This is a genomic window from Sphingobium sp. FG11 (assembly GCF_057809915.1).
The window spans coordinates 76,075-102,082 of the sequence record NZ_JBMDKW010000006.1 but is presented as its reverse complement, the minus strand read 5'-3'; the positions used below and the strand labels follow the sequence as shown (position 1 = coordinate 102,082).

The 26,008-nt window shown below is 64.4% G+C and carries 27 protein-coding genes and 1 tRNA gene; 8 read left to right on the top strand and 20 right to left on the bottom strand.

Translation table 11 applies throughout. The features are described from left to right. Window positions 1-124: 124 nt before the first annotated feature. The 9 genes from ACODSN_RS07290 to ACODSN_RS07250 form a co-directional block, all read right to left on the bottom strand. Window positions 125-937 (bottom strand): class I SAM-dependent methyltransferase, encoded by an 813-nt coding sequence (locus tag ACODSN_RS07290; RefSeq protein WP_489054265.1) that lies wholly within the window; start codon window positions 935-937, stop codon window positions 125-127. Window positions 938-1,012: 75 nt separating this feature from the next. Continuing rightward, complete coding sequence (locus ACODSN_RS07285; protein WP_489054264.1) at window positions 1,013-2,542, bottom strand: TadA family conjugal transfer-associated ATPase; 1,530 nt, start codon at window positions 2,540-2,542, stop codon at window positions 1,013-1,015. Window positions 2,543-2,823: 281 nt separating this feature from the next. Beyond that, on the bottom strand, window positions 2,824-3,078 hold the full coding sequence (locus ACODSN_RS07280; protein WP_340232227.1) for an ATP synthase F1 subunit epsilon: 255 nt from the start codon (window positions 3,076-3,078) through the stop codon (window positions 2,824-2,826). A gap of 53 nt (window positions 3,079-3,131) precedes the next feature. After that, window positions 3,132-4,577, bottom strand: coding sequence for a F0F1 ATP synthase subunit beta (atpD, locus tag ACODSN_RS07275; RefSeq protein ID WP_489054261.1), 1,446 nt, complete (start codon window positions 4,575-4,577; stop codon window positions 3,132-3,134). Window positions 4,578-4,602: 25 nt separating this feature from the next. After that, a complete protein-coding gene (locus ACODSN_RS07270) occupies window positions 4,603-5,487 on the bottom strand; it encodes a F0F1 ATP synthase subunit gamma (RefSeq protein WP_489054260.1) in 885 nt (294 codons plus the stop codon). Between the two features lie 3 nt (window positions 5,488-5,490). Continuing rightward, a complete protein-coding gene (locus ACODSN_RS07265; protein WP_489054259.1) occupies window positions 5,491-6,114 on the bottom strand; it encodes a LysE family translocator in 624 nt (207 codons plus the stop codon). A gap of 6 nt (window positions 6,115-6,120) precedes the next feature. Further along, window positions 6,121-7,650, bottom strand: coding sequence for a F0F1 ATP synthase subunit alpha (atpA, locus tag ACODSN_RS07260; RefSeq protein ID WP_489054258.1), 1,530 nt, complete (start codon window positions 7,648-7,650; stop codon window positions 6,121-6,123). A 50-nt stretch (window positions 7,651-7,700) separates the two neighbouring features. Further along, window positions 7,701-8,255 (bottom strand): F0F1 ATP synthase subunit delta, encoded by a 555-nt coding sequence (locus ACODSN_RS07255; protein ID WP_489054257.1) that lies wholly within the window; start codon window positions 8,253-8,255, stop codon window positions 7,701-7,703. Between the two features lie 156 nt (window positions 8,256-8,411). Next, the gene (locus ACODSN_RS07250; protein WP_489054256.1) at window positions 8,412-9,983 is read right to left on the bottom strand and encodes a S1C family serine protease; all 1,572 of its coding nucleotides are present in this window, start codon (window positions 9,981-9,983) and stop codon (window positions 8,412-8,414) included. A gap of 125 nt (window positions 9,984-10,108) precedes the next feature. On the opposite strand from ACODSN_RS07250, the gene ada reads away from it, so the two are divergent. Further along, window positions 10,109-11,170 carry a bifunctional DNA-binding transcriptional regulator/O6-methylguanine-DNA methyltransferase Ada gene (gene ada / locus ACODSN_RS07245; protein WP_489054254.1) on the top strand — a complete coding sequence of 354 codons (1,062 nt, stop codon included), beginning with the start codon at window positions 10,109-10,111 and terminating at the stop codon, window positions 11,168-11,170. Here ada and ACODSN_RS07240 read toward each other — a convergent pair. Next, window positions 11,148-11,318, bottom strand: coding sequence for a DUF1289 domain-containing protein (locus ACODSN_RS07240; RefSeq protein WP_489054253.1), 171 nt, complete (start codon window positions 11,316-11,318; stop codon window positions 11,148-11,150). The two genes, ada and ACODSN_RS07240, sit on opposite strands and share 23 nt — an antisense overlap. After that, complete coding sequence (locus ACODSN_RS07235; RefSeq protein ID WP_489054252.1) at window positions 11,315-13,483, bottom strand: primosomal protein N'; 2,169 nt, start codon at window positions 13,481-13,483, stop codon at window positions 11,315-11,317. The genes ACODSN_RS07240 and ACODSN_RS07235 overlap by 4 nt, the downstream gene beginning before the upstream one ends. Before the next feature lie 76 nt (window positions 13,484-13,559). Between ACODSN_RS07235 and fsa the strand changes: the two genes are divergently transcribed. Together fsa and ACODSN_RS07225 are read left to right on the top strand one after the other, a co-directional pair. Then, window positions 13,560-14,213, top strand: coding sequence for a fructose-6-phosphate aldolase (gene fsa, locus ACODSN_RS07230; RefSeq protein WP_489054250.1), 654 nt, complete (start codon window positions 13,560-13,562; stop codon window positions 14,211-14,213). A gap of 55 nt (window positions 14,214-14,268) precedes the next feature. Further along, window positions 14,269-14,598, top strand: coding sequence for an antibiotic biosynthesis monooxygenase family protein (locus ACODSN_RS07225; RefSeq protein ID WP_489054249.1), 330 nt, complete (start codon window positions 14,269-14,271; stop codon window positions 14,596-14,598). Window positions 14,599-14,602: 4 nt separating this feature from the next. On the opposite strand, the gene ACODSN_RS07220 is transcribed toward ACODSN_RS07225, so the two are convergent. Then, window positions 14,603-14,679 (bottom strand) — tRNA-Arg (locus ACODSN_RS07220). An 85-nt stretch (window positions 14,680-14,764) separates the two neighbouring features. Between ACODSN_RS07220 and ACODSN_RS07215 the strand changes: the two genes are divergently transcribed. Both ACODSN_RS07215 and ACODSN_RS07210 read left to right on the top strand, forming a co-directional pair. Further along, on the top strand, window positions 14,765-15,505 hold the full coding sequence (locus ACODSN_RS07215) for a queuosine precursor transporter (RefSeq protein ID WP_489054247.1): 741 nt from the start codon (window positions 14,765-14,767) through the stop codon (window positions 15,503-15,505). Window positions 15,506-15,612: 107 nt separating this feature from the next. Beyond that, complete coding sequence (locus ACODSN_RS07210; RefSeq protein ID WP_489054246.1) at window positions 15,613-16,575, top strand: sensor domain-containing diguanylate cyclase; 963 nt, start codon at window positions 15,613-15,615, stop codon at window positions 16,573-16,575. Here the strand turns inward: ACODSN_RS07210 and truA are convergent. Both truA and fmt read right to left on the bottom strand, forming a co-directional pair. Then, window positions 16,548-17,333, bottom strand: coding sequence for a tRNA pseudouridine(38-40) synthase TruA (gene truA, locus ACODSN_RS07205; protein ID WP_489054244.1), 786 nt, complete (start codon window positions 17,331-17,333; stop codon window positions 16,548-16,550). The genes ACODSN_RS07210 and truA overlap by 28 nt on opposite strands. Further along, complete coding sequence (gene fmt / locus ACODSN_RS07200; RefSeq protein WP_489054242.1) at window positions 17,326-18,234, bottom strand: methionyl-tRNA formyltransferase; 909 nt, start codon at window positions 18,232-18,234, stop codon at window positions 17,326-17,328. Before fmt ends, truA begins: the two co-directional genes overlap by 8 nt. Before the next feature lie 52 nt (window positions 18,235-18,286). Here fmt and recR point away from each other — a divergent pair, with 52 nt between their 5' ends. The 3 genes from recR to ACODSN_RS07185 are packed head-to-tail and all read left to right on the top strand — an operon-like array spanning window position 18,287 to window position 19,871. After that, window positions 18,287-18,883 (top strand): recombination mediator RecR, encoded by a 597-nt coding sequence (gene recR, locus ACODSN_RS07195; RefSeq protein WP_489054241.1) that lies wholly within the window; start codon window positions 18,287-18,289, stop codon window positions 18,881-18,883. 46 nt (window positions 18,884-18,929) lie between these two features. After that, entirely contained in the window at window positions 18,930-19,460 is a 531-nt protein-coding gene (def, locus tag ACODSN_RS07190) for a peptide deformylase (protein ID WP_489054239.1), read from the top strand. A gap of 45 nt (window positions 19,461-19,505) precedes the next feature. Then, on the top strand, window positions 19,506-19,871 hold the full coding sequence (locus ACODSN_RS07185; protein ID WP_489054238.1) for a DUF4214 domain-containing protein: 366 nt from the start codon (window positions 19,506-19,508) through the stop codon (window positions 19,869-19,871). Between the two features lie 39 nt (window positions 19,872-19,910). Here the strand turns inward: ACODSN_RS07185 and phoB are convergent, their stop codons facing one another. Genes phoB through ACODSN_RS07155 form a run of 6 tightly spaced genes read right to left on the bottom strand, consistent with a single transcriptional unit; the run spans window position 19,911 to window position 25,858 of the window. After that, window positions 19,911-20,609 carry a phosphate regulon transcriptional regulator PhoB gene (gene phoB, locus ACODSN_RS07180; RefSeq protein WP_489054381.1) on the bottom strand — a complete coding sequence of 233 codons (699 nt, stop codon included), beginning with the start codon at window positions 20,607-20,609 and terminating at the stop codon, window positions 19,911-19,913. 2 nt (window positions 20,610-20,611) lie between these two features. Next, window positions 20,612-21,304, bottom strand: coding sequence for a phosphate signaling complex protein PhoU (phoU, locus tag ACODSN_RS07175; RefSeq protein ID WP_489054237.1), 693 nt, complete (start codon window positions 21,302-21,304; stop codon window positions 20,612-20,614). Window positions 21,305-21,351: 47 nt separating this feature from the next. Then, a complete protein-coding gene (pstB, locus tag ACODSN_RS07170) occupies window positions 21,352-22,140 on the bottom strand; it encodes a phosphate ABC transporter ATP-binding protein PstB (RefSeq protein WP_489054235.1) in 789 nt (262 codons plus the stop codon). Between the two features lie 8 nt (window positions 22,141-22,148). Beyond that, complete coding sequence (gene pstA, locus ACODSN_RS07165) at window positions 22,149-23,405, bottom strand: phosphate ABC transporter permease PstA (protein WP_489054233.1); 1,257 nt, start codon at window positions 23,403-23,405, stop codon at window positions 22,149-22,151. Further along, window positions 23,402-24,796: a phosphate ABC transporter permease subunit PstC gene (pstC, locus tag ACODSN_RS07160; RefSeq protein WP_489054232.1), complete on the bottom strand. Its 1,395-nt coding sequence runs from the start codon at window positions 24,794-24,796 to the stop codon at window positions 23,402-23,404. The genes pstA and pstC overlap by 4 nt, the downstream gene beginning before the upstream one ends. Before the next feature lie 9 nt (window positions 24,797-24,805). Then, the gene (locus tag ACODSN_RS07155; RefSeq protein WP_489054230.1) at window positions 24,806-25,858 is read right to left on the bottom strand and encodes a substrate-binding domain-containing protein; all 1,053 of its coding nucleotides are present in this window, start codon (window positions 25,856-25,858) and stop codon (window positions 24,806-24,808) included. Window positions 25,859-26,008 lie beyond the last annotated feature (150 nt).

The following is a 26,008-nucleotide window of genomic DNA, read 5'->3' as shown; positions in this document are numbered from 1 at the left end:
GACGCGGGCTACCGGCGCATGGGCATCAGGTTCGGGCGAAGGCAGTTCGGTCGGGGGCGGGGCTGGCGCGGGCACACCGCCGCCTTAACCGGGTTACGCGAGCGCGCAACCCGGCCCGGTCGCTCTATTTGAGCGGCTTGCGGAATTTAAGCGTCATGCGGTCGCTTTCGCCGATCGCCAGATATTTTGCCTTGTCGACATCCCCATTGCGCAGGGTCGGGGGCAGGGTCCAGACGCCCTTTTCCCAGTCGGCGGTATCTTTGGGATTGGCGTTGACTTCGGACGCCCCGACAAATTCGAACCCCGCCGCCTGCGCGATCCGGCGCACGGTCGACACCTTCAGATAGCCGCTGGTCTTTTCAAGCGCGCTGTCGCGGCTCTCGGGCAGGCGATGATCGACGATCCCCAGCGTGCCGCCGGGCTTGAGCATGGCGAAAAAGGCCGCGAACGTTGCGTCCTGCGTACCGCCCATGACCATATTGTGGATGTTGCGGAAGGTCAGCACGGTATCGACGCTGCCGGCGGGGATGGTTGCCGTCTCTTCGGGGAAAGCGACCAGCTTTACCTTGTCGTAGATGGCGGGCTTGGCGGCGAGAAAGCCCTTATAGCCGTCCAGCCCCCGACCTGTAGGCTGCAAGGCGTAGAAACTGCCATGATCGTGCAACAGCGGCGCAAGGATTTCGGTGTACCAGCCACCACTGGGCGCATATTCGACCACGGTCTGGGCGGGGGTGACGCCGAAGAAACCGAGCGTCTGCACCGGATGACGATAAGGGTCGCGCACGCTGTTCGCGGGCGTCCTGCTTGGCGCGGCGACGGCGGCCGCAATGGCGGAGGCCGGATTGGTCACGGCATGATGCGCATGTTGCGCGGCGATCGGAAGGGCCGGGAGCGCAAGCCCGGTCAGGAGCAGCGCGGCGCGGGCGAGACGGTTCATCGGATATCCTCTCGTTGAAGGAATTCCGATGTGTTGTTCCTGCGTGGCAAGCGCAAGGGGCGCGGCCCCGATCCTTTACAGGCAGGCTTCCAGGAAAGGCTGGTCAAACCCGAACATCCGTGCCTTTTCCAGCGTATAGGGGCGCAGGCCCATCGATCGATATTCGCCGACGATCTTTCCGCTGTCGTCCTCGTCATGATATTCGAACTTGAACAATTCCTGCGTGACGATGACGTCGCCTTCCATGCCGATCACCTCGGTCACGTTGGTGACGCGGCGCGAACCGTCGCGCAGACGCTTGACCTGCACGATCAGATCGACCGAGTCGGCGATCTGTTTGGAGATCGCTTCCTTGGGGATCTTGATGTCGCCCATCAGGATCATATTCTCCATTCGGCCCAGGCACTCACGGGGCGAATTGCTGTGCAGCGTGCACATGGAGCCATCATGGCCGGTGTTCATCGCGGCAAGCAGATCGAAACATTCCGCGCCACGAATTTCGCCCAGGATGATGCGATCGGGGCGCATACGCAGGGCGTTCTTGACGAGATCGCCGATCGAGATCGCGCCTTGCCCTTCGAGGTTTGGCGGGCGGGTTTCGAGCGGCAGCCAGTGCGGCTGTTGCAGGCGCAGTTCAGCCGCGTCCTCGATCGTCAGCACGCGCTCGCCCGGATCGATCATCTTCGACAGGGCGTTGAGCATCGTCGTCTTGCCCGAGCCGGTGCCGCCCGAAATGACGATATTGAACCGGCATGCGCCCGCGATCTTGAGCGCCGTCGCCATCTTCGGCGACATCGCGCCCCATTGCGCGAGCATATCGATGGTGATCGGCTTGGCGGAGAATTTACGAATGGAGATGGCCGTGCCGCGCAGCGAGAGCGGCGGCACGATCACATTGACGCGAGAGCCGTCGGGCAGGCGGGCGTCGGCCAGCGGCGTCGTCTGATCGACGCGGCGGCCGACCTTGCTGACGATGCGCTGGGCGATCTGGAACAGATGCTCCTCGTCGCGGAACTTGATCGGCGCGATCTGGAGCTTGCCCTTTTTTTCGATATACGTCTGGTCCGGGCCGTTGACCATGATGTCGGTCACGTCGGGGTCGGACAGCAACTCTTCGAGCGGACCAAGGCCCAGCAATTCGTCCACCAGCACCTTTTCCAGCGCGAACTGTTCGCGGCGGTTGAGCGTCAGCTTCAGTTCGGCCAGCACTTCCATGATGATCGGCCGGAATTCTTCCGCCAGCTCATCCTTGGTCAGCGTCGCGGCGGCTTCGGGATCGACCCGTTCGAGCAGGCGGGGGAGCACCTGTTCCTTGATCTTGTGGACGGATGCCTCGAACCCCTGAGGGCCGGCATCGGGCACATGGTCGTTGTTGGCGCGGTCGGACAGGCGCTGCATTGCATCGGCATTGCGTTGCAACTGGGTCGGCGGCGCCGCGAGCGGATCGAAGATCATCTCGCCCGGCAGGGCGGCGATGTCGAGCGGCGGGAACTGATCGCCCCCACGCGCTTCTTCCTTCGGAGCGCTTCCGCCCTGCATCGGCCGGGCCACGCCAAAGCCCGGCTTGATGCCGGCGGGTCCATTTTTCCGTCCAAATGCGCTCATGTCTCTCCGCCGGAATGACGCGATCGGTCCAGCCAACGAGAAACGGTCCGATCAAATATGGCTAGGCAAGGTGAATAAGCCGGAAACTTTGACAAATGGCTAATGCGCCGTTTGGATTTCCGCTGCGGGGGTGACGAAGCGGGGATGGGTGGCCAACAGCCGTCGGCTTTGGAGATCAGGGCGAGGGGAAAGGCCGAAGGTCATCGGCAGGATCGGCTCATGAAAAAGGGCGCGACCACCGATGCGGTCGCGCCCTTTTCGGGGTTCGGAAATGCGAAAGTTCAGCCGGCTTTTTCGGCGAGGACCGTCAGGCCCTTTTCATTCACTTCCGCAAAGCCACCCTCGACCGGAATGATCTCCGGCGCGGAACCGGCGGTCGCGTAAATCTGGATGCTGCCGTCGCGCACGGTCGACATGAAGGGCGCATGGCCCTCCAGCACGCCGAAGTCGCCATCGGTGCCGGGCACCACGACCTGATACACCTCCTCCGACCGGAAAAGCTTCTCAGGGGTCACGAGTTCGAAATGCAGTGCCATAGTCTCGATCCTAAACCCCTCCCCATGTCGCGGGGAGGGGATGCCTTTATGTCTTATGCCGCTTCGGCGGCCAGCTTCTTGGCCTTTTCGATGGCTTCGTCGATGCCGCCGACCATGTAGAAGGCGTTTTCGGGCAGATGGTCATATTCGCCATCGACCACGGCCTTGAACGACTTCACCGTGTCTTCGATCTGAACGAACTTGCCCGATATGCCGGTGAACACTTCCGCGACGTGGAACGGCTGCGACAGGAACTTCTGAAGCTTGCGTGCGCGGGCGACGGTCAGCTTATCCTCTTCCGACAGTTCGTCCATGCCCAGAATGGCGATGATGTCCTGCAGCGACTTGTACTTCTGAAGGATCGACTGGACGGCGCGGGCGGTGTCATAATGTTCCTGACCCACGGTGCGCGGCTCCAGGACGCGGCTGGTGGAGTCGAGCGGATCGACCGCCGGGTAGATGCCCAGTTCCGAAATCGCGCGGTTGAGAACCGTGGTCGCGTCAAGATGCGCGAAGCTGGTCGCGGGCGCCGGATCGGTCAAATCGTCTGCGGGGACGTAGACGGCCTGAACCGAGGTGATCGACCCCTTGTTGGTCGAGGTGATGCGCTCCTGCAACGCGCCCATGTCGGTCGACAGGGTCGGCTGATAGCCCACGGCCGAAGGAATACGGCCGAGCAGGGCGGAGACTTCCGCGCCCGCCTGGGTGAAGCGGAAGATGTTGTCGACGAAGAACAGCACGTCCTGATTTTCGACGTCGCGGAAATATTCGGCGATGGTCAGGCCCGACAGGGCGACGCGAGCGCGGGCGCCCGGCGGCTCGTTCATCTGGCCATAGACCAGCGCCACCTTGGAGCCTTCGGTGATGGCGTTGCCATCGGCGTCCTTGGCGATGACGCCCGCGTCGAGGAATTCATGGTAGAGATCGTTACCCTCGCGGGTCCGCTCGCCGACGCCCGCGAACACGGAGGTGCCGCCATGGCCCTTGGCGATGTTGTTGATCAGTTCCTGGATGAGCACCGTCTTGCCGACGCCCGCGCCGCCGAACAGGCCGATCTTGCCGCCCTTGGCGTAGGGGGCGAGCAGGTCGATGACCTTGATGCCGGTGACGAGGATCGCGCTTTCGGTCGACTGGTCGACGAACTCGGGGGCCTTGGCATGGATCGGCGAGCGCAATTCGGTGGCGACCGGGCCGCGTTCGTCGATCGGCTCACCCACGACATTGAGGATGCGGCCGAGCGTTGCGGGACCGACAGGAACGCTGATCTGCGCGCCGGTATCGGTGACGTCCTGACCGCGCGTCAGGCCTTCGGTCGAGTCCATCGCGATGGTGCGAACGGTGTTCTCGCCCAGATGCTGGGCGACTTCCAGCACCAGCCGCTGGCCGTTATTGCTGGTTTCCAGCGCCGAAAGAATGGCGGGGAGTGCATCGGGGAACGTCACATCGACGACGGCGCCGATGATCTGGCTGATGCGGCCTACATTGTTGGTGGTTGCCATGACTGCTTCCTTGCGTGCGTGTCTTTTAGAGGGCTTCCGCGCCCGAGATGATTTCGACCAGTTCGGTGGTGATCGCGGCCTGGCGGCTGCGGTTATACTGGATGGTCAGCTTGTTGATGAGGTCGCCGGCGTTGCGGGTCGCATTGTCCATCGCGGTCATCGACGCGCCCTGTTCCGATGCGTTATTTTCGAGCAGCGCCTTGAATAGCTGGATCGTGACGTTGCGCGGCAGCAATTCGTCGAGGATCGCTTCCTCGCTCGGTTCATATTCGACCGTTGCGGCGATGGCGTTGCGGTCCGCGTCGTCAGGGATCTTGACCGGGATGATCTGCTGTTCGGTCGGGATCTGCGCCAGCGCCGATTTGAAGCGCGAATAGAAGAGGTGCGCGACGTCGAACTTGCCGTTCAGATACATGTCGGTCAGTTCGTTGGCGATCTCGTGCGCCTGATGGTAGCTCGGTTCCTTGGCGCCGGTCGTGTCATACTGGCTGACGATCATGCCGGGGAAGGTGCGGTTGATGACCGGGCGGCCCTTGCGACCGATAAGGTAGAATTTGACCGTCTTGCCGGCTTCGATCAGCTCGTCGGCCTTGAGCCGCGCGGCCTTGACGATGTTGGCGTTGAACGCGCCGGCGAGGCCACGGTCGGAGTTGGCGACGACCAGCAGATGCACCTCGTCCTTGCCGGTGCCCGCGAGCAGCGGCGATGCGCCTTCGCCGGTGCCGCCCGCGATCTTGGTGGCGAGGCTGGCGACGACCGCTTCGAGGCGGCTGGAATAGGGGCGCGCGGCTTCGGCGGCGGCCTGCGCCTTGCGCAGCTTCGCGGCGGCGACCATCTGCTTGGCTTTGGTGATCTTCTGGGTCGATTTGACCGACCCGATGCGGATCTTCAGTTCCTTGAGGCTAGCCATATCTCAAACGTTCCGAGCAAGGGCCAGTCGACCCGCGAGACCAAAAAAACCGACGCCCATGGCGCCTTCGAACCACCGCATCATGCGGCTGTTGCCGACCCTGCGGCCGGCATGGGTGGCGAGCACCGCGAGCAGCGCGCACCAGAAGAAACCCAGCGCGTAGACGATCGCGATCAGCAGCATCCCCTGCACCGGCGCCTGTGGGCCGGTGCCGACGAACTGCGGTAAGGCCGCAAGAAAGAACACCGCCACCTTGGGGTTCAGCACGGTGCTGATGAACCCCTGCGTAAAGGGCGATGCGCCAAGACGCACCCGCTCCGACGCTTCCGGCTGCGGCCGGATCGCCCCGCGCAGGAGGCCAAGGCCCATCCATGCGAGATAGAGCGCACCGGCGACCTTTACGGCCATGAACAGGCCGGGGACCGCATTCAGGACGCTCAGGAAACCAAAGCCGCAAAGCGCCATGAAGAACACACCGCCAAGCTGGATGCCGCCGATCGCCGCCATGCCCGCCTTCAGCCCGCGCCGCGCCGCATGACCGGCCACCAACATGGTGTCCGGCCCCGGAAGCAGCACCAGACCGATCGACATCACGGTCCAGGCAAGAAGGCTATGGGCGGTCAGCATTGCGCCTTAGGCGAAGGTCTTGCCGAACGAATCCAGCGCCGCCTTCAGCTTGCCCTTGGCGTCGTCGCCCAGATCCTTGCTGTCGCGGATCGCGCCGAGCACTTCGGGATGATCGTGGCGCAGATAGGCCAGCATCAGTTCCTCGTAGCGGGTCACATCCTTGACAGCGACGCTGTCGAGATAGCCGTTGGTGCCGGCGAAGATCGACGCGGTCTGCTCTTCGAATGGCAGGGGCGAGAACTGGCCCTGCTTGAGCAACTCGGTCAGGCGCGCGCCACGGTTCAGCAGCTTCTGCGTCGAGGCATCGAGATCCGAGCCGAACTGCGCGAAGGCCGCCATTTCGCGATACTGCGCCAGCTCCAGCTTGATCGAGCCGGATACCTTTTTCATCGCCTTGGTCTGCGCGGCGGAACCGACGCGCGACACCGACAGGCCGACGTTGATCGCCGGACGGATGCCCTGGTAGAAGAGGTTGGTTTCGAGGAAGATCTGGCCGTCGGTGATCGAAATCACGTTGGTCGGAATATAGGCCGAGACGTCGCCCGCCTGCGTTTCGATGATCGGCAGCGCGGTGAGCGAACCCGAACCATTGTCGCTGTTCATCTTTGCGGCGCGCTCGAGCAGGCGGCTGTGGAGATAGAACACGTCGCCGGGATAGGCTTCGCGGCCCGGAGGACGACGCAGCAGCAGCGACATCTGGCGATAGGCCACGGCCTGCTTGGACAGATCGTCATAGACGATGACGGCGTGCATGCCGTTGTCGCGGAAATATTCACCCATGGTCACGCCGGTATAGGGCGCGAGATACTGGAGCGGAGCCGGCTCCGAAGCGGTCGCGGCGACGACGATCGAATATTCCATCGCGCCATTTTCTTCGAGCTGCTTGACGATCTGCGCCACGGTCGAGCGCTTCTGGCCGATCGCGACGTAGATGCAATAGAGCTTCTTGCTCTCGTCATCGCCCGCGTTCGCGGCCTTCTGGTTGATGAAGGTGTCGATCGCGACGGCGGTCTTGCCGGTCTGGCGATCGCCGATGATGAGTTCGCGTTGGCCACGGCCGACCGGGACGAGCGTGTCGATCGCCTTCAGACCGGTCTGGACGGGTTCATGCACCGAGGTGCGCGGGATGATGCCGGGCGCCTTGCGCTCGACGCGCATGCGCTGGTCGGACACGATCGGACCCTTGCCGTCGATGGGATTGCCCAGGCCATCCACGACGCGGCCAAGCAGGCCCTTGCCGACCGGCACATCGACGATGGTGCCGGTGCGCTTGACGGTGTCGCCTTCCTTGATTTCGGCGTCCGAGCCGAAGATCACGACGCCGACATTGTCGGCTTCGAGGTTGAGCGCCATGCCCTGCACGCCGTTGGCGAACTCGACCATTTCGCCCGCCTGGACGTTATCGAGGCCATGGACGCGGGCGATGCCGTCACCCACGGTCAGCACGGAACCGACTTCGCTGACCTGCGCTTCGGTGCCGAAATTGGCGATCTGGTCCTTGATGACCTTCGAAATTTCTGCGGCGTTGATATCCATGTTCAGCCTTTCATCGGACCTTTGCAGGTCATCAATCTGGTGTGGGCTTTTCAGCCCTTCATCGCGTGGGCGAGACTATTCAAACGGGTGCGAATGCTGCTGTCGATCATCTGGCTGCCGATCTTGACGACCAGCCCGCCCAGAATCGCGGGATCGACCTTCGCGTCGAGCGACACGTCGCAGCCGACGCGGGCACGCAGATTCTGGCCGAGCGCTGTGATCTGCGCTTCATCCAGGGGATGTGCGCTTGTCACTTCCGCGCGCACTTCGCCCTTGTGATTCGACAGCAGGGTTTCATAGGCGCGGATCACGGCGGGTAGCTGCGACAGGCGACGATTTTCCGCCAGCACGCCCAGGAAGCGGGTGGTGAGCGGATCGATTCCCATGGCGGATGCGACCGCCGCGATCGTCTTGCCCGCTGCGTCGCGGCTCAGCACCGGGCTGTTGACGAGCGCCTTGAAATCCGCCGACTGCGCCAGGGCGGCCTTCAGCGCGCCAAGGCTGTCCGCCACGGAATCGAGCGTGTTGCTGTCGCGGGCCAGATCGAACAGGGCCACTGCGTAGCGGCCGCTGAGGCTAGCCTGAATGCCGCCGGAAGTCTCCACGCGCTTACCGTCCTCCATAGTCTATGCCGGTCATGCAAAGAGAGGGGAGCAGTCATGCCCGTCCCCCTGTTGATGGGCCGGTTAGCAGCGGGATTATGACTATGCAAGTCATGTGGCGTGATTCATCGCGACTGCGCGCCAAAGCCTATTTCAAAGTCAGTTCGACTGTGAAACCTTATACGGTTTATCGCTGTCTTTGGGCGCGAGGAGGCCTTTCTGGCAATGATAGACGAGGCGCTCATTGGGTTGTGCGGGCAGCAGCGACGACAGGCCCGATCCAAGGCTGGCGATCTTCGCCAGCGCCGCCGCATCTGTAGAGCAGTTCCTGACCGGGCCATCTTTCGTCAGAGCGCGCGCCTTTTCCATGACGTTGGCGTCGGGCAGCCAGCGCTGCACCCGCAGCAGCCCGGTTGCGGGATCGAAGCTGCTGGCGGTGACATAATTGCCTTCATCCGGCACATGGGCGCGGGTCCAGCCGGTGCCCGAAGCGATATATTGCGTAGCGCCATCGACACAGCCGCCCTCAGCCCAATGGAACGGGATGTCATTGCCCTGCGATACGGTGAGGCGGCTGCGGTTGAGGTCGATCCGGCAGATATTATCGCCCGCCCATGCGAACGCCCCGTTGGTGGTGATGCTCTTGTCCTCCGGCATCACGATGCGGTCGTCGATGCTGGAGAAGCTGGGACGTAAGAAAAACAGGCCGAGCGCGCCCAGCAACAGCAGACCGCCGCCCGCCAGAAACCAGGTGGCGCGGCGTTCGCGCCCCTGCGTATAGAACAGGCCGCCCGCGCCAAGCCCCAGCACCGCCAGCGCCAGCAGCACGGCCGCGCCCGCCATCGCATTTTCGCGTGCGGCGATGATATCGCGCTCCGCCGCGTCGCGCGCCTTGCCCACCGCCTGCTCGCGGGCATCGGCATGGGCACGGCTCGACTGTTCCAGCACCTGCGATTCGCGCTGGGTGATCGCGGCTTCGGCGGCGTCGGCCTCCGCCATCGAACGGCAGGGCGCGACCGTATGCAGCGAGGCCACGCCCGCCTGCCGCAGGAAGGACGATATTTCCCGCCAGGAAACGGCGAATCCGAATTCCGCGTCATTGCCGTCCGACACCGACCCGAAGCTGTTCACGCCCAGCACCCGGCCGCAATCATCGACCAGCGGTCCGCCGCTATTGCCCGCCGCCAGCGGAGCCGTGTGCAGCAGCGTGTCGAACGTCCGGCTGCTGCGGCCCGATGAGATGTTGCCGCTGGTCTTTACCGTATCCAGCGGCTCGACCATCTGGCGCAGGCCAAGCCCCTGCGCGCGATCCACGGTGCCGGGATAGCCGATCGCGGTGACATGCTGGCCATCGGTGGCCGCGCCCGCGAAGAAAGTGCTGACCGGCAGGCTACCCTCGTCAAGCTGGATTAGCGCGAGATCATTGCCCGGCGAATAGGCTATGACATGGCCGCCATAGGATTTGCGCCCTTCGGATGGCACGATGCCGATGACGAGATTTTTTTCCTGCCGCGTCAGTTCGACCACATGGGCGTTGGTGAGAACCTTGTCCGGGGCGACCGCGATGCCGCTGCCATGGCCGACGAAATAGGCTTCCGCGCCATCGGTCGCGACGATGGCGACGCGCACCACCCCCCGCGCGGCAGCGGCGATATCCTGGCTTTCCGCGCGGGCTGCCATCGGGCAGGCGAGGATGAGGACGGGCAGGATGAGGCGAAGCAGAGCGACCATATTGCGTGCCTTCATATGGCATGACGGCCGTTAGGCAATCGGGAAAAATGCGGCGGCGATCATGCGCGCTTTTTGAAGGCAAGACTCGGGAAGCATGGCATTGCCGGCGCGCCTATCCCATATCCATGAACCAGATGACTCGCCCCCCATCCGCCGCGAGCGTCCCGCTCGACCCCGACCGTTGCTGGGACGCGTTCCTGCGCCGCGATCGCAGGTTCGATAGCGCATTCGTCGGCGGGGTGCTGACCACCGGCATTTACTGCAAGCCAAGCTGCGCCGCGCGGCACCCGAAGCGGGAGAATATGATCTTCCTGCCCGATCCGGCGTCGGCGCGCGCGGCGGGCTTTCGCGCATGCCTGCGTTGCCGCCCGGACGAGGTCGGGCGGGACCGGATCGCGGTGGACGCCGCCATCGCGCTGATCGAAGCTGCGCCCGCGCCACCCCGGCTGGAAGCGATCGCGGCGCATGTGGGCTATGCGCCGCATCATTTCCATCGCCTGTTCAAGCGCGAGACGGGGCTGACGCCCGCAGCCTATGCACGCGCCTTGCGGGCGGATCGGCTCAAGGGGGCGCTGGCCGATGAAGAAAGCGTGACCCGCGCCATTTATGAGGCAGGCTATAATGCGCCGAGCCGCGCCTATGCCGATGCGGACCGCCATCTGGGCATGACCCCCAGCGCATGGAAAGATGGCGGTCGCGGCGCAGTGATCCGCTATGCGGTGATGGCGACCAGCCTTGGCCCCATGCTTGTGGCGGCGACGGACAAGGGCGTGTGCCGCGTCAGTTTCGACGAGGGTGAAGCCGATTTGCGCCGCCATTTTCCCAAGGCGCAGATTCTGCCGGGCGACGCCGATTTCGGCATGGTCGCGGCACGGGTCGCAGCGCTGGTCGACGATCCGGCTGCGGCGCCCGACCTGCCCCTCGATGTGCATGGCACGGCCTTTCAGCAAGCGGTGTGGACCGCCCTGCGCGCCATTCCTGTTGGAGAAACGCGTAGCTATGGCGAGGTCGCCGCCGCCATCGGTCGTCCCGGCGCGGTGCGGGCGACGGGCACGGCCTGCGGCGATAATCGGCTGGCGCTGCTTATCCCCTGTCACCGGGTGCGGCGGTCTGATGGCGCGTCTGGCGGCTATGCCTGGGGGGCGGAGCGCAAGAAGGCGCTGCTCAATCGGGAACGGGACGGTTGAGCCGAACCCACACGGTGCGCTTGTCGGCATCGGTCATCCGGGTCCAGCGCATGATCTCGTCCAGCGTCCGCATACAGCCGGTGCAATGGCCACGAGTCGCATCGAGCGCGCACTGGTTGCGGCACGGACTGGGGACGATGTCGCTCACATGAAGCTGTAGGGATCGACGTCCACGGCGACGCGGGTGCCCGATTTCCAGACGACATTGCCGAGCCATTCGCGGATCGCCGACTGGATATCGATCTGGCGCGTCGCATGGATCAGCAGGCGATGCCGGTGACGCCCGCGCAGCACCGACAAGGGCGCGGGCGCGGGACCATAGACGCGCATCCCCTCAATCAACGGCGCGGATTTGCCGATCAGCCGCGCCACCTGCGCCGCTTCCTCCGCATCCTCGCTGGATATGATGATCGCGGCGAACCGGCCAAAGGGCGGCGCGTTGGCGTGGCGGCGATTGGCGGTCTCGACCGCGTAGAAGCGCTCGACATCGCCCGCGATGAGCGCCTGAATGACCTCGCTTTCCGGCAGGCGGGTCTGGATGAACACGCGGCCCGGCTTCTGGCCGCGCCCGGCGCGTCCGGCGACCTGCACGATCTGCTGGAAAGTCCGCTCCGACGCGCGCAGATCGCCACCCTCCAGCCCCAGATCGGCGTCGATCACGCCGACCAGCGTCAGATTGGGGAAATGATAGCCCTTGGTGACGAGCTGGGTGCCGACGATGATGTCGACATCGCCCGCCTCCACCGACTTGACGAACTCGGCCACCTTGGCCGGCGACCAGAGCGTGTCGGACGTGACGATGGCGATCCGCGCCTGCGGCCACAGGGCTTTCACCTCGTCGGCGATCCGCTCCACGCCGGGACCGCAGGCGACGAGGCTATCCTCCTCCTTGCACTCGGGGCAAAAACGGGGCGACGGCACGACATGGCCGCAATGATGGCAGGCGAGGCGGCGGGTCAGCCGGTGCTCGACCATCCATGCCGTGCAATTGGGGCATTGGAAGCGATAGCCGCAATGGCGGCACAGTGTCAGCGGCGCATAGCCGCGCCGGTTGAGGAACAGCAGGCTTTGCTCGCCCTTCGCCATCGTCTCGTCGATCGCCTTCACCAGCGGCGGCGCGATCCAGCGGCCGCGTTCGGGCGGGTCGGTCAGCAGGTTGATGCCCTCGATCGCCGGCATTTCCGCGCCGCCATAGCGCGACGGCAGTTTGATCTCGCGATAGCGGCCGAGATCGACCTGATGCCGGGTCTCGATCGCCGGGGTGGCGGAGGCGAGGATCACCGGAAATGTTTCGATCAGGCCGCGCATCACCGCCACGTCGCGGGCGTGATAGTGGACGCCGTCCTCCTGTTTGAAGCTCGCCTCATGCGCTTCATCGACGACGATCAGGCCGAGATTGGGATAGGGCAGGAACAGCGCCGATCGCGCGCCGACCACGACCTTCGCCTGCCCGCTGGCGATCGCGCGCCAGGCGCGCCGCCGCTCGCTCTGGCGCAGGCCGCTATGCCAGTTGACCGGGACGATGCCAAAGCGCTTCTCGAACCGTTCCAGAAATGGCTCGGTGAGCGCGATTTCGGGCAGCAGGACGAGCACCTGCCGTCCTTCCCGGATCGCCGCCGCTATGGCTTCGAAATAGACTTCCGTCTTGCCCGATCCAGTGACGCCGTCGAGCAGGAAGGGCGCAAAAGTCGCCGCCTCCACCGCCTCTACCAGCGTCGCGGCCGCCTGTGCCTGCGCGTCGGACAGGGCAGGCGGCGCATGGGCCGGATCGGGTTCGGGAAAGGGTGTGTCGATGCTGACTTCCACCGGCTCGAACGCGCCCGCCTTCACCAGCCCCCGAATCACCGCGTCGCTGACCCCGCCAATCATCGCCAGTTCGCGGATCAGCCCCTGCCGTTCACCGATCCGCTCCATCGCCTGGCTGCGCTGTTCGGTCATTCGGTCGGGCAAATCGCCGCTGCGGCGATATTCGATGACGGTGCGCGCGCCCTCCAGTGCGGGCATCGACGCGAGCGTCATGCGCAGCACGGCGGCGGCGGGCGCCAGATAATAGTCGGCGGTCCATTCGATCAGGCGGCGCAGCGTGTCCGGAACTGGCGGCGCATCCACCACAGCGACGAGATTGCGCAGCCGGTTGTCGCCGACCGATTCGACATCGGGAAAGCTATTCTCCTCCCATACCACGCCGATGAGCTGGCGCGGGCCGAGCGGGGCGATGACGATGTTGCCGGGCTGCACGCGCATGTCGTGCGGCACGCGATAGTCGAGCGGCCCGAGGGCGGCGTTGAGCAGGAGGACGCGGGCGCGGGACATGATCGCCCCCATGTAGGACATGCTCCCCGGATCGCGCTATAGGCGGCGCGAGCGAATCACCACATCAGGGGCCGATATGAAATTCTTCGTCGATACCGCCGACACGGCGGACATTCGTGATCTGGCCGCGACCGGCCTGCTGGACGGCGTGACCACCAACCCCTCGCTGATCCACAAGTCCGGCCGCAAATTCCTGGAAGTGGTCGAGGAGATTTGTGGACTGGTCGACGGCCCGGTCTCGGCCGAAGTCGTTGCGCTCGACCATGAGACGATGATGAAGGAAGCGGCCGTCCTGCGGAAGATCGCCGATAATGTCTGCATCAAGGTGCCGCTGACCATCGACGGTCTCAAGACCTGCAAGGCGCTGACCGACGACGGCGCTCTGGTCAATGTAACGCTCTGCTTTTCCGCCAATCAGGCGCTGCTGGCGGCGAAGGCGGGGGCGAGCTTCATCTCGCCCTTCGTCGGGCGTCATGACGATAATGGCTTCGATGGCATGGCGCTGATCCAGGACATCCGCCTGATCTACGATAATTATGGTTTCGATACCGAAATATTGGTCGCAAGCGTTCGTCACCCCATCCATGTACTGGAAAGCGCGCGGATTGGCGCCGATGTCATGACCGCGCCGCCTGCGGTCATCCGCTCGCTGTTCAACCATGTGCTGACCGACAAGGGGTTGGAGGGCTTCGCGGCGGACTGGGCCAAGACGGGCCAGTCGATCCTGTAATCGCTTTCGGAACATCGCCTGCCTTCGCCCGCTTTTCGGTGGAAGGAGACGGGCGATGTTCGTGGCGGTCTATTGGTGGCGGGTGCATCCGGGCAAGGAAGATCAGTTCCGGCGGGCGTGGCGGCGCGGCACCGACCTGATCCGCGCCCGCTATGGCAGCTATGGCTCGCGCCTGCATCGTGACGCCGACGGGCGGTTCGTGGGCTATGCCGAATGGCCGGACGAGGCGACATGGCGCGCGGCGTTCGATCAGAAGATGGCCTATGACGACCCCAAAACCCGTGCCGCCTTTGTCGATGCGATTGCGGAGGTGCCCGCTGACGCCGACCCGATCTTCACCATGACCGTGACCGACGATCTGCTGGACCGGACGTTGAAAATCTAGCGCATGGTGACCCCGGCGTGACTCGAACACGCAACATCCCGCTTAGAAGGCGGGTGCTCTATCCAGTTGAGCTACGGGGCCTCAGGGCTTGCGCGATAGCGGCGCTTTGGCGGCGGCGCAATCATTGCGGCATTGCATCTGTTGTGCATCGCGATAAGCATGGGGCATGAGCGAGGCGGGGGTTCAAAAGGTCGGGGCGGGCGCGCGGGGTGCGCGGCCGCTGCGCTATTTCGATTTCGTGATGGCGGCGTTCGTCACCATCCTGCTGCTGTCCAATGTGATCGGCGCGGGCAAGCGGGCGGTGATCGACCTGCCATGGATCGGACCATGGCCGTTCGGGGCGGGACTGCTGTTTTTCCCGGTGTCCTATGTGCTCGGTGACGTCCTGACCGAAGTCTATGGCTATGCCCGCGCGCGTCGCTGCATCTGGGCGGGTTTCGGCGCGATGCTGTTCATGGTGTTCATGTCGTGGGTAGTGGTGAAGATGCCGCCCGATGCGGGCTGGACGGGGCAGGCGGCCTATGAGCAGGTGTTCGGGCAGGTGCCGCGCATCGTATTCGCCTCTATCTGCGCCTTCTGGGCGGGCGAGTTCGCCAATAGCCTGGTCCTGGCGAAGATGAAGATATGGACCAGCGGCCGGCATCTATGGACCCGCACGATCGGCAGCACGATCGTCGGGCAGGGGGTGGACAGCCTGCTTTTCTATCCGCTCGCCTTTTACGGCGTGGCGGGCTGGTCCACGACCTCGCTCTTGATGGTGATGCTCAGCCAGTTCGTTCTCAAGGTATTGTGGGAAGTCCTGCTGACGCCCTTCACCTATGCGGTGGTCGGCTTTCTCAAGCGCCGCGAAGGGCTGGATATTTTCGATGAAGGCACCGATTTTTCGCCTTTCCGCGCCCGCCTTTGACCTGTGCCCGGCAGGCTATGAGATGATCCCGGTGGTTCGCTAAGACGCTGTTTACCCAATTCTGCCAGATCGTTTTGCGTTCCGAAGTTGAGGGTATCTGACTCACCGTGTCATATCATGACGCCAATCTGCCTGCCGGGTCTCGCCCGGACACCGTCGCGACGAGCCTTCGTTCGGGTGCCGAAGCCGTTCAGGCCGCACTTTCGCTGGCGGAGCGCCGTTTTCAGGCGACCTTCCTCCACGCGCCGGTCGGCATTGCCCATGTCGGCATGGACGGCAGCTTCCTGATGGTGAATCCGCGATTCGCCGAAATCACCGGCTATTCAGCCGAAGCGTTGATGCGCACCGGCTTTCAGGCGATCACCCATCCGGAAGATCTGAATGCCGATATCGGCCTGCTCGCGCGGCTTACCGGCGGCGAATTGCCGCGCTACACGATGGAAAAGCGCTACCTGCGCGCGGACGGTTCCTTCATCTGGGTCAACCTGACCGTTGCCATGGCGCGTGACGAAGCGGGGACGCCGGATTTCTATGTCGCGGTCGTGGAGGATATGTCGGAGATGCGTCAGGCGCATTTCGACGCGATCCACGATCCCCTGACCGGACTGCTCAACCGCCGGGGTTTCACGGCGCATGCGCAACGCATGGTCCAGCATGCCGCGCATGAAGGACAGTGGCTCAGCATCGCCTATCTCGATCTCGATGGCTTTAAGGCGCTGAACGACCTGTTTGGGCACAGTGTCGGCGACAACTGTCTGGTGGATATCGCCCGGCTGATGGAGGCAATGGCCCGTCCGCACGATGCGATCGCCCGGATGGGCGGCGACGAGTTCGTGTTGATGATGCCGACACTTGCCGCGAACGAAGCGACCAGTCTGGTCGAGCGGATGCGCAAGGGGCTGGCGGATCTGGGCGATGATTATCCGGGGATCAGTGGCAGTTTCGGGCTGCTGACGCTCATGCCCGATGCGCAGGCGGATCTGTTCGCTCTGGTCGCGCGGGCCGACGCGGCGATGCTGCTGGCCAAGCGGACGGGCAAGAATCAGGTCGTAGTTGCACTCTCCGAATAGTCCGCGCGCAGGAAATAGAGGCCGTCGGGCGGCGCGTTCAGGCCGAGCCGCGCCCGGTCCCGCGCGTCGAGCGCATCGCGCAGGTCCCGCGCCGACCACCGGCCCATGCCGACCAGCGCCAGACAGCCGACCATCGATCGTACCTGATGATGCAGGAACGAGCGGGCTTGCGCATGAATGGCGATGCGGTCGCCGTTGCGCTCGACATCCAGCTGGCTCAATGTTTTCACCGGGCTGAGCGCCTGGCAATGGGCGGAGCGGAAGGTCGTGAAATCATGGCGTCCGACCAGCACCTGTGCGGCCTCCTGCATCGCCCCAGCATCGAGCGGCTGGATCACGCGCCAGGCAAGGCCGCGCTCCCAGGTGAGCGGCGCACGCCGGTTGGCGATGCGGTAGACATAGGCGCGGCCAAGGCAGGAAAAGCGCGCATGCCAGTCGTCCGGCACGATGGCGCAGTCGAGTATGGCGACCGGGTCGGGGCGCAGCCGCGCGTTCAGCGCCTCCATCAGCCGGAACGGGGTGATCGCGCGCCCGATCTGCGCATGGGCGCGCATGGCGATGCCATGGACCCCGGCATCGGTACGACCCGCCGCATGGACCGCCACCTGCTCGCCGGTGACGCTGTGGATCGCGCGCTCGATCGCCTGTTGCACGCTGGGGCCATGCGCCTGCCGCTGCCAGCCCATGAAGGGGCGGCCGTCAAATTCGACCGTGAAGGCGAAGCGGGTGCCGACCGCTTCAGGCCGGTCGTCAGCCATCGACCCGGCTTCCGGTGGGCATGGGGAAGCCGTTCAGCAATTCGCCCGCCGACATCGCGCCCTTGCCCGCCCGCTGGACCAGCGTCGGGCGAATCGCGCCATGGCCGCAGCCGATCAGCAGGCTGCCGTCGAGCAGCTCACCCGCAGGCCCGGCGTGATCCTCGACATGGGCGGCCAGCACCCGCAGCCGCTCGCCGCCATAGGTGAAGAACGCGCCGGGAAAGGGATTGAAGGCGCGAACCTGCCGCTCGACCCGATGCGCGTCGCGGGAGAAATCGAGCAGCGCTTCGGCTTTGTCGACCTTGGCCGCATAGGTCACGCCGTCGGCGGGCTGCGGCACGGACGGATGCAGAGAAAGGTCGTCCAGCACTTCCACCATCAGTTCCGCGCCAGCCTGCGCCAGTTCTTCGGTGAGTGCGCCGGCCGTCTTGCCCTCGATCGGAGTCACATGCTTGGCGCGCATCGGCCCGGTGTCTAGGCCCGCCTCCATGTCCATGATCGTGACGCCGGTCACATTGTCGCCTGCCAGTATCGCCCGCTGGATCGGCGCGGCGCCCCGCCAGCGCGGCAGCAGCGAGGCGTGGATGTTGAGGCAGCCGTGGCGCGGCGCAGCCAGAATGGCGGGCGGCAGGATCAGGCCATAGGCAGCGACCACGGCGATATCTGCCTTCAACGCTGCGAAATCCGCCTGTGCGCCCTCATCTTTCAGCGAAACGGGGGTGCGGACTTCCACGCCCATGGCCTCCCCGCGCTGGTGGACCGGGGACGACCGCAACCCTTTGCCTCGCCCGGCAGCGCGCGGCGGCTGGCTGTAGACGGCGGCGATCTCGTGCCCTGCCAGCGCCAGCGCGTCGAGCGCCGGGACGGCGAAATCGGGGGTTCCCATATAGATGATGCGCATGATGTCCTCAAACCTCTTGTCTCTGCCAGTTGCAAGCCCTTATCTGCTCGCCATGGCTTCCCCAGAAATCGAAGCGCTTACCCAGGCGCTGTCCCGGCTGCCCGGCCTTGGCCCCCGATCGGCCCGCCGCGCGGTGTTGCATCTGCTCAAACGGCGGGAAAGCGCGATGGAGCCGCTACTGCGGGCGCTGGAGGCGGTGAACGAGCGGCTGGTGACATGCGGCACCTGCGGCAATGTCGATACGATCAACCCGTGCGGCATCTGCGCGGACCCGCGCCGCGACGCCCGTGCGCTGTGCGTGGTCGAGGATGTTCCCGATCTGTGGGCGCTCGACAAATCGCGGCTGTTCCCCGGTCGCTTCCATGTGCTGGGCGGCAGGCTGTCGGCGCTGGAAGGCGTGCGGCCCGAGGATCTGAGCATCGACGCGCTGGTCGGGCGGGTGGAGCAGGGCGGCATCGACGAAGTGGTGCTGGCGATGAACGCGACGCTCGAAGGGCAGACTACCGCCCATTATCTGGCCGAACGGCTCGAACGCTTTCCGATTCGCCTGACCCAGCTTGCCCATGGCGTGCCGGTGGGCGGGGAACTGGACTATCTGGACGAAGGAACGCTGGCGCAGGCCTTGCGGGCGCGTCGCCCGGTGGGGTGAGGGCCGGTCGCTTGAAATCCGGCTGCATCCCGTCTATTTTAACGGCATGGCCATTCTTCCCATTCTTGAGGCGCCCGACCCGCGCCTGCGCAGCATTTCGACGCCGGTCGATACAATCGACGATAACCTCCGGCGTCTGATCGATGATATGTTGGACACCATGTATGATGCACCCGGCATCGGCCTTGCCGCCATTCAGGTCGGCGTGCCCAAGCGGGTGCTGGTGATCGATCTTCAGGAGCCGGAATCCGACGAGGAAGGCGCGCCCCCGGTCAAAAAGCCACTCGTGTTTATCAACCCGGAAATCCTGGGCGGGTCAGAAGATCTGTCGGTCTATAATGAGGGCTGCCTGTCGGTGCCCGACCAATATGCCGAGATTGAGCGACCTGCGTCGATCCGCGCAAGCTGGATGGACCTTGACGGACGCATTCACGAAGAGCAGATCGACGGCATGCTGGCGACCTGCCTCCAGCATGAGATGGATCATCTGGAAGGCGTCCTCTTCATCGACCATCTTTCCCGCCTGAAGCGGGACATGTTGCTCAAGAAACTCAGCAAGGCGCGCAAGGCGGCTTGAGTCTTATCGGCGAAGGCATAGTCTCTCCGTCGCAGAGGGGTGGCCATGGCGAGTCGTTTTTCAGATGAGGCGTCCAATCGGCCCTTGCGGCCAGCGCGATCGGTCAGCGAGATCATGCGCGCCGATGGCGAAATCTTCGTGCGCTGGGCTTATATTACTATGCTGGGCCGGCCAGCCGATGCAGGTGGCCTTGCCTTCTACCTACGCCGCATGAGCGAGGGAAAAACCAAGGTCAGCATTCTCAAGCAGATGAAGAAGTCGGCCGAAGGGCGAGCCTATCACGCCAGACTGCCGGGCCTTGGCAACGCAATCCGGCGTGCGATGCTGAAGCGAGCGCCAGTCGTCGGCCCCGTCTATCTTTGGCTGCTGAACGGATCGGGCACTAAAAGGCTGATGGCGCCTGCCGAATAAGCACCGGCAAGCAATTCACACCGCCTGCCGGCGAAAGAATCAGGCCATCCCGTCCGTATCGAGCGCATAGCCCGCCGAGCGCACGGTGCGGATGACGTCGATGCGGCCATCGGCGTTGATCGCTTTACGCAGCCGGCGGATATGGACATCGACGGTGCGCAGCTCGATGTCGCTATCCTGCCCCCAAACGCTGTCGAGCAGCCGCTCGCGCGAAAAGACCCAGCCGGGATGCTCCAGAAAATGACGGAGCAGGCGGAACTCGGTGGGACCCAATGGAATGACCTGACCGCTCCGGCGGACCTTGTGGCCGACCGTGTCCATCTCGACATCGGCGAAGCTTAGCGTTTCCCCCGCCAGCGCGGGTCGCACGCGGCGCAGCACCGCACCGACGCGAGCGACCAGTTCGCGCGGGGAGAAGGGTTTGGTGACATAATCGTCGGCCCCGGTTTCCAGCCCGCGCACGCGATCCTCCTCTTCGCCCCGCGCGGTCAGCATGATGATGGGCACGTTGGCGGCGCCGTTCATGCGGCGCAGGCGGCGGCATACCTCGATGCCGGACAGGCTTTCGACCATCCAGTCGAGCAGCACGATGTCGGGCACATTCTCTTGCGCCAGCAACAACGCTTCCTCGCCGTCGACGGTGTGGGTGACGTCGAAATCCTCGCGCTTGAAATGCCAGATGAGGAGTTCGGCGAGCGCCGCGTCATCCTCGACCAGCAGCATCTTGGCCCGGCCCACGGTCATTCCTCCAGCCCGGCGCTACCACGCTCGCGTTCGGGCAATGTCTGGCCGGTCGCGGCATAATAGACCATCTCTGCGACGTTGGTCGCATGGTCGCCGATCCGCTCGATATTCTTCGCGACGAACAGCAGATGCGCGCATTCGCTGATCGTTTTGGGATTTTCGACCATGAAGGTGACGAGCGTGCGGAACACGCTGTTGTAGAAATCGTCGACCACCGTGTCGCGCTCGACCACCGCCAGCGCCAGATCGGCGTCACGCGCGGCGAAGGCGTTCAGCACATCATGCACCATTTCACCCGCAACCTGACCCATGGAGGGCAGCAACGAGATCGGCTCCAGCGTGCGCTGGTTGGCGGTGATGAGGGGCACGCGCTTGGCGATATTCTTGGCATAATCGCCAATCCGTTCGACCACGCTCACGATCTTTAGCGCGGCGATCACGTCGCGCAGATCGTTGGCCATCGGCGCGCGCAGGGCGATGATCTGCACGACGAGTTTCTCGACCTCCGCCTCGATCGCGTCGATCCGCTTGTCGTCGGCGATCACCTGGGCCGCCAGCGCTAGATCCTGCCGTTGCAGCGCGGTCATCGCCTGCTCGATCGCCGCTTCGGCGCGACCGCCCATTTCCGCGATCAGCCCGCGCAGCTGGTCGATTTCCTCGTCGAACGCCTTGATCGTATGTTCAGCCATATTCTGCTCCGTTCAACCGGGTGCGCTATCCTCTTTCGGGGAAGAGTTTATCCATAGCGTCCGGTGATATAATCCTTGGTCCGCTCCTGCCGCGGATTGGTGAAAATGTCCGACGTCACGCCATATTCGACCAGTTCGCCCAAATGGAAAAAGGCGGTGCGCTGCGAGACGCGGGCGGCCTGTTGCATATTATGGGTAACGATGACGATGGCGTAGCGGCCGCGCAGTTCGTGGATCAGTTCCTCGATCTTGGCGGTCGCGATCGGGTCGAGCGCCGAGCAAGGCTCGTCCATCAATATGACCTCGGGTTCGACCGCGATGGCGCGGCCGATGCACAGGCGTTGCTGCTGCCCGCCGGAAAGCGCGGTGCCGCTGTCGTGCAGCCGATCCTTGACCTCTTCCCACAGGCCAGCGCGGCGTAGCGACTTTTCGACGATGACGTCGAGATCCGCCTTGCCATGGGCGAGGCCATGGATGCGCGGCCCGTAGGCGATATTCTCGTAGATCGACTTGGGGAAGGGATTGGGCTTCTGGAACACCATGCCGACCCGCGCGCGCAACTGCACCACGTCCATCGACGAGGCGTAGATATCCTCGCCGTCGAGCGTGATCTGTCCTTCGACCCGCGCGCTCGCGACGGTGTCGTTCATGCGATTGAGCGTCCGCAGGAAGGTGGACTTGCCGCAGCCCGACGGGCCGATGAAGGCGGTGACATTGTCCATGTCGACATCGATCGACACGCCGTTGATCGCCTGTTTGGGCCCGTAAAAGACCTTGACGTCCCGCGCCGTCATCTTGGGATTGGCGGGCATCAGCGCCCTTTGTTCTTCGGTCATCAACGTCGTTACCACCGTTTTTCGAACTTGTTGCGCAGGTAGATGGCGAGGCCGTTCATCGCGAGCAGGAAGGCGAGCAGCACGATGATCGCGGCGGAGGTTTTTTCGACAAAGCCCTTCGAGACTTCATCCGACCACAGGAAAATCTGCACCGGCAGCACGGTGGCGGGATCGGTGACACCACCGGGCGGGGTGGCGATGAAGGCGCGCATGCCGATCATCAGCAGCGGTGCGGTCTCGCCGAGCGCGCGCGCCATGCCGATGATCGTGCCGGTCAGGATGCCGGGCAAGGCGAGCGGCAGGACATGGTGGAACACGACCTGCACGGGGCTGGCGCCGATGCCGAGCGCCGCGTCGCGAATGCTGGGCGGCACCGACTTGATCGCGTTGCGCCCGGCGATGACGATCACCGGCATGGTCATCAGCGCCAGCGTCACTCCGCCGACCAGCGCCGCCGATCGCGGCAGGTGCAGGACGTTGAGGAAGATGGCGAGGCCGAGCAGGCCGAAGATGATCGAGGGCACGGCGGCGAGATTGTTGATCGACACTTCGATAATGTCGGTCAGCCAGTTTTTGCGCGCATACTCCTCCAGATACAGGGCGGTCGCAACGCCGATCGGGAAGCTCAGCAACAGCGTCACGAGCATCGTCAGCAGCGAACCCTTGAACGCGCCCCAGATGCCGACCTGCGTCGGATCGGTGCCGTCGCTGGCGGTCAGGAAATTGACGTTGAACCCGGTCGAGAGCAGGCGCTGCGCCCTTAGCCGCGTCACGGCCGCCTCGGCCTCCGGCGATCCATCGCTTTTGGCAGCGAGGTCGACTGCCGTAGAAGCGGGGACGCTGATCGTTTCGGTGCGGCTCAATATTTTCGGATCTGCGCGGATCGCATCGCGGATCGTGGTCCAGGCGGTGGGCGACAACAGATCGTCCGCACCATTGCCCAGCTCCTTGTGCGCGATCGCGCTCGTCACCACCGGCAGATTCGCCTGATTGAGCGATTCTTCGGTGATCGCATTGGGGTCCAGCAGCAGCGGCGAGGCGGGGAAGTCGACCTTCAGCGCGATTTCGGTTCGGGTGAAGCCGCGCAGGCCATTGCCCATCATGGTGATGAGCAGGAAGGCGAGGAAGGCGGCGCTCAACGCCACCGCGCCGAGGCCCAGCAGCCTGAAGCGCCGTTCTGCGGCATAGCGGCCCGCGATCCGCTTGCGCATCGCGTCCGACTTCCAGTCGGTGGGCGTGCGCGGTGCCGGGCTGGGGGCGCTCATTCGTAAGCCTCGCGATATTTCTTCACGACCCGCAGGGCCACGATGTTGAGCAGCAGCGTAACCACGAACAGCACGAGGCCAAGCGCGAAGGCGGCGAGCGTCTTGGCGCTGTCGAACTCCTGATCGCCGGTCAGCAGCTGGACGATCTGCGTCGTCACCGTGGTCACGCTGGCAAATGGGTTGAGCGTCAGGTTGGCGGACAGGCCAGCCGCCATTACCACGATCATCGTTTCGCCAATGGCGCGGCTGACGGCCAGAAGCACGCCACCGACGACGCCCGGCAGGGCGGCGGGGATCAGCACGCGGCGGATCGTCTCGCTGGTGGTCGCGCCCATGGCGAGGCTGCCGTCGCGCATCGATTGCGGCACGGCGGCGATACTGTCGTCGGCCATGGAGGAGACGAAGGGGATAATCATCACGCCCATGACGAGACCGGCCGCCAGCGCGCTTTCGGACGAAGCGCTGTGGATGCCGACCGACACGGCGAAATCGCGCAGCGCCGGGGCGATCGTCAGCGCCGCGAAATAGCCATAGACCACGGTCGGGACGCCCGCGAGGATCTCCAGCAGCGGCTTCATCCATTTGCGCACGGCGGGCCGGGCATATTGGGTCAGGTAGATGGCGCTCATCAGGCCGAGCGGAATGGCGACGATCATCGCGATGATCGCGCCGATGAAGATCGTGCCCCAGAACAAAGGCACCGCGCCGAACGCATCGTCATTGCCATAGCCGAGCGCGGCTGACTGCGGGCTCCATTTGGTGCCGAACAGGAAGTCGATCGGGCTGACCATCGAAAAGAAGCGGAAACTTTCCCACAGCAGCGACGCGACGATGCCGACCGTGGTGATGATCGCGATCAGCGACGCGAGCATCAGCAGGATCATGACCAGCCGCTCGACGCGGGTGCGCGCCCTGAAATCGGGACGGACGCGGGTGAAGGCGTAAGCGCCGCCGGCAAAGGCGAGCAGCAGCGCCAGTGCTGCGCCCGCCAGCCCATAATGATCCATGGCGACGCGATAGGGTTCGACCAGCGCCTGCGATAGCGGGTTGAACGCCCCGCTTTGCGCGCCGGTCGCGATGGCGCGCGCCTCGCTCAGGATCGCGCCGCGCGAGAAGGCGTCGGCGGGCAGGCTTTGCGCCGCCGGTTCGCTCAGCACAGCCTCTGTGACGAGTGCTGGCGAAACATTGGCCCAGATGGCGAGGAAGAGCGCGGCGGGGACCAGCGTCCACAGCGCGACATACCAGCCATGATAACCCGGCAGGCTATGCACGGCGTCGCGTCGGCCGGACGCGCGCGCCTGAACCTGCATCCGCAGCGCGCGCGCGCGGGCGCTGACCCAGGCGATAGCGCCCAGGCCAGCGAGCAGCAGGAAGATGGCTGGTCCCGTCATCCCTCTGGCTTATTTCAACGCCGCGCCGTCAAGCACGGTCAGCGACTTGACCGCCGCCGCGCTGGCCTTGCGCACATCTTCCGAAGCCGCGACCATGCCGCGTTTCGTCAGCGGGCCATTGGGGTCCCAATTGGCGGCGAAGGTGTTGAGATAGGCCTGAAGGCCGGGGATCGCGGTCAGATGCGCCTTCTTCACATAGATGAAGAGCGGGCGCGCACCGGGATATTGGCCGGTGGACACGGTTTCATAGGTCGCCTGGACGCCGTTGATCGACACGTCCTTGAGCGTGTCCTTATTCTCTTCGAGGAAGCTGTAGCCGAACACGCCAACCGCCTGCGGGTTCGCGCCGAGCTTCTGGACGATCAGATTGTCGTTTTCGCCCGAAGCCACATATTTACCATCCTCGCGGACGCGGGTGCAGGTGGCCTTGAATTCGTCCTCGCTCTTTTCCTTGAGCGCCTTCATCGCCGGATCGGTCTCACACCCCTTGGTCAGGATCAGTTCGGCGAGCGAATCGCGCGTGCCGCTGGTCGAGGGCGGGCCAAAAACCGAAATCGGCGTTGCGGGCAGGCTGGGATCGACATCCTTCCAAGTCTGCGCCTTGTTCGGACCTTTGCCATAGGGGTTGGCGGCCAGCGCCTCATACACGATCTTGGGCGTCAGTTTGAGGCCGGGACCCTTGTTGGATTCCGCGAAGGCGAGGCCGTCGACACCGATCTGGATTTCGATGATGTCCTTGACGCCATTCTTCTGGCAGTCGGCAAATTCTGACTTCTTGATCCGGCGCGAGGCATTTTCGATGTCGGGATATTGCGCGCCGACGCCCGCGCAGAACAGCTTCATGCCGCCGCCGGTGCCCGTCGATTCGATGATCGGCGACTTCATGCCGGCATTGCCCGCGACGAACAGTTCCGCGACGGCGGTGGCGAAGGGATAGACGGTGGAGGAGCCGACCGCGCGGATCTGGTCGCGGGCGCCACCAGCGCCACTGCCGGCCTTGTCGCCACAAGCGGAAAGGGAAAGGACTGCCACCGACGCGGCCAGGACTGCGAACTGCTTCACGGGAAAACCTCCATCAGATGCCTGGCTGCGATTCGCTGTCCGCCGCCCCCCTTGGGCAGCGCGGTAGCCATGCTTCATCGCGCCTTTGTGACATTGATGTTGCAGTTTGATGACAACGGCTTTTGCAGGGTGCGGCGAGCGATGGCAATG